Origin of the sequence: Shimazuella kribbensis DSM 45090, assembly GCF_000428065.1 — a bacterium.
Taxonomy (GTDB): Bacteria; Bacillota; Bacilli; order Thermoactinomycetales; family Thermoactinomycetaceae; genus Shimazuella; species Shimazuella kribbensis.
The window spans coordinates 1-9,183 of sequence record NZ_ATZF01000035.1 but is presented as its reverse complement, the minus strand read 5'-3'; the positions used below and the strand labels follow the sequence as shown (position 1 = coordinate 9,183).

1 protein-coding gene is annotated in these 9,183 nt (G+C 42.2%); it reads left to right on the top strand.

Features of this window, described 5'->3' with window-relative positions:
* The coding region (locus A3GQ_RS0120680) for an amino acid adenylation domain-containing protein (protein ID WP_028778663.1) at window positions 1–9,183 on the top strand (9,183 nt) is incomplete at both ends.

Here is a 9,183-nt window from a genome sequence, read left to right as displayed (position 1 = left end):
GATTGGACCGAAGAACGCTTTATTACGCATCCCAAATGGGGCAGACTTTATGCCACAGGCGACATCGTTCGCTGGGATGCGAAGGGACAATTGCATTTCTTGGGACGAAAAGATACCCAAGTGAGTATTCGTGGATTCCGAGTGGAGCTCGGAGAGATCGAAAGTCACTTGCAATCGCATCCATTGATTGAGCAAGCGGTGGTGATTGCACAAGCAGGTCGCTTGATTGCCTACATCCAAGGCACGGGAGAATCCAAACAATGGCGTAGTTGGCTGGCAAACAAACTGCCTGATTACATGGTACCGTCCGTATTCCAAACCATTGAGCACTTCCCATTGACAGCCAATGGCAAAATCGATCGCAAAGCTTTGCCAGCACCAGAAGAAACACCAGAAGAAAGCTATACCGCAGCGGAAACCGAAATCGAAGCAACATTGATAGCGATCTGGGAGTCGTTATTGGGGAAATCGCCGATTGGGATTCACGATAATTTCTTCCACTTNGGAGGGGATTCGATTCTNAGTATTCAAGTGGTNTCCCGAGCACGGGAAAAAGGAATGATACTCAAGCCCAAACAACTCTTTGCCCATCAGACGATTGCCACTTTAGCCAGTGTGGCTGAGACCGAAGCCCAAGTAGTAGGAGAACAAGGAACCTTGGTGGGAGAAGTGCCATTGCTCCCGATCCAACAATGGTTCTTAGGAGAGACCAAACATCCCCATCACTTCAATCAGAGCATGATGGTTATCACAGATAAAGTCAACGAAACGAAGTTGCAAGAGACGATCGAAGCCTTGACTGGTCATCACGATGCGTTGCGGATGCGTTTTGTGCCAACAGATAAGGGATGGAAGCAAACATACCAAGCAGAAAACAATATCATACTGGAAGTTGTTGACCTGCAAGCAGAGTCCGATCTAATTGCTGCATTGGAACAACAAGCAGAGGAAGCACAAGCCAGTCTGCACCTGACAGATGGTCCTTTGTTCCGGGCGATTTGGTTCCGTTTATCCCAAGAGGAGGGAAGATTATTATTTGTCGTCCACCACTTGATTATGGATGGGGTGTCGTGGCGAATTGTGCTCGAAGATGTAGAGACGATTTACCAGCAGCTTACAGCAGGAAAACCTGTCTCACTTCCAGCTAAGACCAGTTCGTATCGCCAATGGGCGAAACATTTGCAGGAGCGAGCCACTTCAGCTGAGATTGAAGAACAGCGGAATAGATGGAGAAATATCCAGCCTACTACCTTGCCTTTGGACAAACAGGGGTTAAACACAGAAGGATTCACTAAGCAAGTACAAATCGTTCTAACTCCTGAGGAAACAGCTCAGTTGCTGTCTGAAGCGACGAAAAAAACGCATGCATCAGTAGAGGAATTGATAGTGACAGCATTAGCCCATTCCGTATATCAGTGGACGGCTGAACAGACTCATGCGATACATTTGGAAAGTCATGGCCGTGAGGAACAGGAAGGAATCGATTTATCTCGTACGGTTGGCTGGTTCACTTCTCTCTATCCGGTTATATTAGAAGCTAAGTCTGACCATATAGCCAAAGTGTTACAAGCGACCAAAGATTCATTGCGAGAGGCAAGTGAGCATGGACTAAGTTATGGGCTTCTTTGCCATTTACATCCAGATTCACTAAAAACGGTTAATGCTCCCATAAGTTTTAATTATTTGGGGCAATTTTCATCTGTGCATAATCAAGAAATTGGATTTCTTCGAGGAATATCGAAAGAAAACGCAGGTAATCCAACTGCACCAGACGCGGTTCGTCCGCATTTGATCGATGTAGTAGCAGTATTGTTGGAAGACAAGCTTCAACTCACGTTGTTGTACAGCAGTGAAATTTTCCATAAGGCTACAATGGTTGGATTATTGAACAAGATAAGCAGTTCCTTGTATGAGTTGCGAAATATGAACATGGATCAGTATGCTCTTTCGGATTTTCCACTCGCTCACTTACAAAAACATGAGCTTGATGAGATAAATGGCAAACAGTTGGAAGCTGTTTATCCCCTTTCTCCTTTACAGAGTGGTATGCTTTTCCATTCACTGTATCAGCATGGAGGAAGCGAATATGTGGTTCAGATCGGTTTTGAATTGAAAGGAGAACTAGATTTAGCAGCCTACAAAAAAGCATGGCAAACCATCATAGATAGAAATGCTGTTTTACGTACTACCTTCCTATGGGAAGGATTGGATATACCGCATCAGTTGGTGCATCGTTCAGGTAAGTTGACTTGGACAGAAGAAGATTGGCGAGACATAACATCATTTGATCAACAGAAATGGATAGAAGAATATGTACGGAAAGATCGAGAACGCGGTTTTGATCTGGAAGACAGTATGTTATCTCGTATTCATCTCATACGTTTAACAGAGGATTCTTATCAAGTAATTTGGAGTTATCACCATTTGCTTATTGATGGATGGAGTATGCCATTGCTGCTAAATGAGCTCATGACAGTGTATGAAGCATGGATTACAGGTGTAAAAGCAGCACTTCCAAGTGTGCGTCCATTTGCAGATTACATGCATTGGATAGCAAATCAAAACCAGGAAGAAGCAAAGCAATATTGGCAAAATCAATTAGCGGGTTATGAAAATCCGATTCAACTTGGCGTTCTAAAATCGAAAAAAGACGGTCAACGAGAATCTGTAGAATCTTTTACTTCTCTTTCAGTGGAACAAACTGCTGAACTTACTGCTTTTTGTCGGGAACATCACCTCACGTTGCATACGTTACTTCAAGGAACTTGGTCCTTGTTACTTCAAGCATTTAGTGGAGAAACAGATGTAGTTTATGGAACAACCGTATCTGGGAGACCAGCAGATTTACGAGGAGTAGAAACGATGGTAGGGATGATGATAAACACCTTGCCAGTACGTATAACGATACCATCTGATCAAGCTATTTCCATATGGCTACATGATCTGCAAAAATCATTCCAAGAAATGAGACAATATGAGTATTGTTCCTTAATTGACATTCAACAGTGGAGTGATGGAACAGCGAATCAAAGTTTATTTGATTATCTATTTGTATTTGAAAATTATCCTGCTAGTGAACAAGCAAAAGAAGCAGGATTATCCATTCGATTTACTCATGGAAAAGAAGAGGTACACTATCCACTTACATTGGTTGCAGCATTAGGGGAGAAGTTACATTTCAAATGGATGTATCATACTGATCAGTTTACTTTTTCTGTCATTCAACAATTACAGCGTTGCTATATCTTATTATTGAAACAAATTATTTCGAATCATCAGCAGAAGATAGGAGAACTCAGCTTTCATAGTCCGGAAGAACAACAATTGCTACTCTTATGGGCTGGGGAAGATAGAGAACAACAATCTTTTGTCTCCATAATCAATAGCATTCAAAAACAAGTTTCTAATGCAGGGCACCAAGCAGCATTGGAAGATGAGAATACACATATTTCGTACCAAACTCTAGAAATAAGAGCAAATCAACTCGCACATTATTTGATTGAGCAGGGTATAAATGCAGAGTCGCGTGTAGCTGTCTTTATGGAACGTTCGATTTCGATGGTAATCGCTCAACTTGCCATCTTAAAAACAGGAGCTGCGTATGTTCCTCTTGATCCAGCAAACCCAGCAGATCGAATTCTTTATCAAATCGATGATGCTCAAGTCGGTATGATCATTACAAGTATAGATGGTGAAAAACAACATGCTTTCCATTCTGCAAACAAAATCATAATGGGGCGAGATGACTATCATTGGAAGAATATGCCTGCTTCTGCGCCTGATGTTACGATTTCAGCTGATCAAGCAGCATATATGATTTATACTTCCGGATCGACTGGTGTTCCGAAAGGAGTAGTAATCGAACATCGAGCACTTAGTGAGTTGATCCAATGGCATATTTCACAGTATCAATTAGGGATTTTGGATCGCACCGCTATGATTGCAGGAGTAGCATTTGACGCTTCCGTGTGGGAAATTTGGTCTGCATTAGCTGCTGGGTCCACGATTTCTATCCCAAAAGAATCCATTCGTTTGGATGCAGAAAAGTTAAAAGATTGGTTAGTAGCAAAAGCAATTACCCAATGTTTTCTGCCTACTCCGTTGTTAGAACAATTGATGGATTTCGATTGGTCGACTAACAGCAAATTAAAGGCAGTTTGGACAGGGGGAGACCAACTCCGGCGTTATCCACCAGCTGAATTTCCAGCTAAAGTATTTAATCATTATGGTCCAACGGAGAGTACCGTTGTTACGACAACTACTTTGATTGATGGCCCGCAAGAATACTTACCTTCCATTGGTCGCCCCATTGTTGGAAGGAAAGTTTATGTATTGGATAGCAATCAACAACTTGCACCCTTAGGTGTTGCAGGTGAATTATGGATTGGTGGTAGTGGTTTAGCTAAGGAATATTGGAATCAACCAAGTATCACAGAGGAACGATTTGTTCACCATCCCATATTTGGTCGTATTTATCGATCCGGAGATATGGTGAAATGGCAAGAAGATGGGAACTTGGCTTTTCTTGGACGAAATGATTCCCAAGTAAAAATCAATGGTTTTCGATTAGAGTTAGGTGAAATAGAAGCTGTACTCACCACTTATCCAACTATTCAAGATGCAGTAGTTCTTGCAGTAGACAAAGAGTATGGGAAGCTGTTGGTAGCTTTTGTGGTTGCAGATCAAGACGAACAATTCCTTTGGAGTTCTTTTTTATCTGGCCATTTGCCCGCATATATGGTGCCACAAGTTTTTGTTACATTAGAAGCTTTACCGTTAACTGTGAATGGTAAGTTAGATCGTTCCGCACTACCTGTTCCAGAAGATCGAACAAAAGTTTATGAAGCTCCACAAAATGAAAGCGAAGAAAAATTGTGTACGATATGGTCTGGCATTTTAGGATTGGATCAAATAGGAGTAACAGAAAATGTTTTTCTATTAGGCGCTCATTCCCTGATAGTGACACGTGCTATATCGCAGATTAATCGTGCATTTGGGGTGAAACTACCGCTTCAAGTAGTGTTTGAAAATCCAACAGTTCGGGATTTGGCTAGTAATCTGCCAACGAAGCAGACGGAACAATCGATGCAAACCGTAGATCGTTCCACTACACTCTCTCTTTCTTTTGCAGAAAAAAGACTTTGGTTAATGGATCAATTGCTAGAAGAAAAAGATGTTTATAACATTCCTCTCGCCTTTGAACGCGAGGAGCCGCTAGACATGAATGTTTGGAAGTCTAGTCTGGAACAGATGATGGCTCGACATGAAATTTTACGTACCTGTTTTGTTGAGAAAGAAGGAACACCAGAAAGGGTTATTTCCGAGGAAATAACGGTTCCTCTTTATTTGGTGGATGATGAAGAAAGTTTGCTTTTGGAAAGGAAATATCATTTCGATCTTTCCTCTGGACCGCTTTGGAGAGTAGCGGTGACAAAAGATTTAAAACAATGCTTAATCGTCATGCACCACATCATTACGGATGGTTGGTCATTTGACCTATTTTTTACGGAGTTATGTGATATTTATCAAGCGAAACTGGGCCATGATTGGACAGAGACAAAAAACAATTCTCTTCAATACGCCGATTATGCAGCATGGCAGGAGACACAGACGCTTGATGCAAGTTACTGGAAAAAACAATTGGCAGATTTACCTGTGCTGGCTTTGCCTACAGATTATCCAAGACCAAAAGTACAATCTTCCCGTGGTTCCGTTCGAGTCGTTACTTGGGATGCAGAGCTGTGGCAAGGACTCAAAGATTTGGCGAAAGAAACAAATTCTACTATGTATATGACATTACTAGCAGTGTTCCAAGTTTTATTGCATCGTTACAGTGGTCAAAAAGATATTGCCGTAGGCACACCAGTAGCAAATCGTGCACAGTTAGAGACAGAAGAGATGATCGGTTTCTTCGCCAATACACTTGTCATGAGGGGAGATTTGTCCGGTAATCCGATTTTCCGCTCGTTTATTCAGCAAGTTCGACAGACAGCACTCGATGCGTATCGCCATCAATCGATACCTTTTGAAAAAGTGGTAGAAGAAGTAGATCCAGCTCGTAGCATGGACCATTCGCCGTTGTTTCAAGTGATGTTTACCCTTCAAGAAAATAGAAAAAAAGAGCAGATGGGTTTTGTAGCGAAAAATTTGCCGATTACAACATCAAAGTATGATCTTGCTTTGTCGATTGGAGAAGGCGAGACAGGTGCAGAGGTTGTCTGTGAATATAACACGGATTTGTTTATACCAGAAACAATCGAACGACTATTTGCTCATCTGGCCAATCTAGCTAGCGAGTTGCTCGTGAATCCTGATCAGAAAATCGGAGAAGTACATTTTCTTACTACACAAGAAGCTGCAGCACTCACAAATGAATCTATTCCATCAAGGCTAAAATCGGTTCTGTCTATTCAAGAGCGCATATTGTACCAAGCAATTGCTACCCCTACATCTAGTGCTATCGAGTCAGAAGATACATTTGTGACGTATAAGGAGTTAAATCAGAAAGCAAACCAACTTGCTCATTACTTACGTCATCAAGGGATTATGGCAGGAGACATTGTTGGAATTTGTATGGGACGTTCTGGTGATCTCGTTACCTCTGCTCTTGCTATTTTAAAACTTGGTGCTATTTATGTTCCGATTGATCCAGCTTATCCAGAAGCAAGAATTACGTATTTAGTGGAGGACGCAGAGTTACGTCTTGTACTCTCTCATTATGATCAGCATCTGAAATTAGGATCAATTGGTTGTTATTTGGATCAAGAATGGACATCCATCAAACAGTATCCAGTAGAAGAAGTAGAAGTTATTACTCCTGTTACGGACTTAGCTTATATGGTTTATACTTCAGGGTCTACGGGATTGCCAAAGGGCGTGATGGTTTCTCACGAATCACTCTTACATTTAGTGGAATGGCACGTGGACACATATGCACTTACTCCTTTGGATCGGACTACATTGATAGCAGGACCAGCATTTGACGCTTCCGTGTGGGAAATGTGGCCTACGTTGGCAAGTGGGGGAACTTTGGTTATACCAACGGAAGAAGAAAAAATAGATGTGGAAAAACTCCAACGATTTTTGCTTACAAAGCAAATATCTGTTAGTTTTTTGCCCACTCCATTATTAGAAAGTTTATTGGTTTTGGATTGGCCAGCACAAGTTCCTTTGCGGTATATGTTGACAGGGGGAGATTCTTTACGCATTTATCCACCAACCGATTTCCCTGTTTCGGTAGTGAATCACTATGGGCCTTCAGAAAATACGGTTGTCTCCACTGCGATTGAACTGAGTAGTAGTGGAAGACATACAACTCCACCTATTGGAAAATCAATTCCTCATGTTCATGCGTTTGTTTTGGATGAGTATGGAAATCCAGTGACGATCGGAGTTGTTGGGGAGTTGTATGTAGGTGGTGCTGGACTTGCAGCAGGGTATTACAATCGTCCAGCATTGACGGAAGAGAAATTTATCCAACACCCAATATTCGGACGCTTATACCAAACGGGAGATGTGGTAAAGAGTTTAGAGGATGGCAATCTTCAATTTTTGGGACGTCTGGATCGGCAGGTACAAATTCGTGGATTCCGTGTTGAGTTAGGAGAAATTGAAGCAGTTCTTCGACAACATGGATCAGTGGCAGAAGCTGTTGTTTTGGAACAAGCAGGACAGCTTGTGGCTTATGTTGTATCAAAAGGACGAACAACTGATTCTCTTGTATGGCGAAAACACGTACAGGAGAAGCTGCCAGGATATATGGTGCCTGCTCATTTTGTACCATTGGATTTTATCCCGCTTACTGCAAATGGGAAAATAGATCGCAGCAAATTACCAGATGCTGTTATATTCTCATCAGCCGATTCCTTCATAGCTCCACAGACAAAGGAAGAAAAGCAAGTGGCTATGATTTGGGAAGAAGTGCTAGGTGTACCAGTCGGTGTTGAGGATAACTTCTTTTATTTAGGTGGACATTCCTTATTGGCTGCGAAAGTGATTGCACGGATGAATCACGTCCTGCCGTTTCCTATTACACTAAGACAAATGTTTGAATCGCCAACGATAGCTGAGTTGTTAACAAACACAACTTCAAATAACACATTGTTGGTATTCCAGCAAAAAGATAGACCAGCAAAACTGCCTCTATCTTCTGCTCAAGAACGATTATGGATTTTTCATCAATTGCAACCAAATAGTGTAGCCTATCATATCCCATTAGCGGTTCAGTTGATAGGAGACCTAGATATCTTCGCAATGAAGAAAGCATTTGCAACTATTGTCCATCGCCATGAATCGTTGCGGACTTCTTTTTACGAAGAGGAAGGAAAGGTATATCAAACGATTCGAGAAGATGGTCATGAGTTGGAAGTAGAAACATGTGCTTATGAAGCGGCACTTCAAAGTATAAAACAAGACGCCGAAACTCCATTCAATCTTGTCCATGATGTACTTTATCGAGCTCATCTTTATCATGTAGATCATCAGAAATTTGTTTTTTATGTAAATGTGCATCACATTATTGCCGATGGTTGGTCTATCCAACAGTTGTTACATGAACTATGGACAGGATATAGTGCAATTACCAAACAAGAAGAACATCAACTTCCGCCTCTGACAATGCAGTATGCGGATTATGCATGGCAAGAGCAAGCATGGATGGAAAACGAAAGTATGCAGCAAGAGCTGGGATATTGGAAGACGAAGTTGGCCGATCTTCCTGTACTCGATTTACCGACAGATCATCCTCGCGGCAGTGAGCAAACCTTTGCTGGGGCAACCTATTCGGTCATGTTATCGGAAGAACTGCGAGCGGGAGTAGCGAGATGGTCCAAGGAGCAGGGAACAACGTTTTATATGACCACGTTGGCCGTTTTCCAAACACTATTGGCTCGTTATACGGGAAGTACCGATATTGCAGTAGGAAGCCCTGTAGCAGGCCGATCTCACGCAGAATGGGAATCACTTATTGGTTTCTTTGTCAATACGCTGGTGTTCCGCAACGATTTGTCGGGAGAACCTACATGGAACGACGTATTGCAACGCGTGAAACAAGGAGCAATCGAAGCTTATGCCCATGCGACTGTTCCGTTTGAACGGGTGGTCGAAGAAGTCGCCCCTGATCGTCACTTGAGCCACTCTCCGCTGTTCCAAGTGATGTTTTCAGTCGAAACGGATGCATGGCAA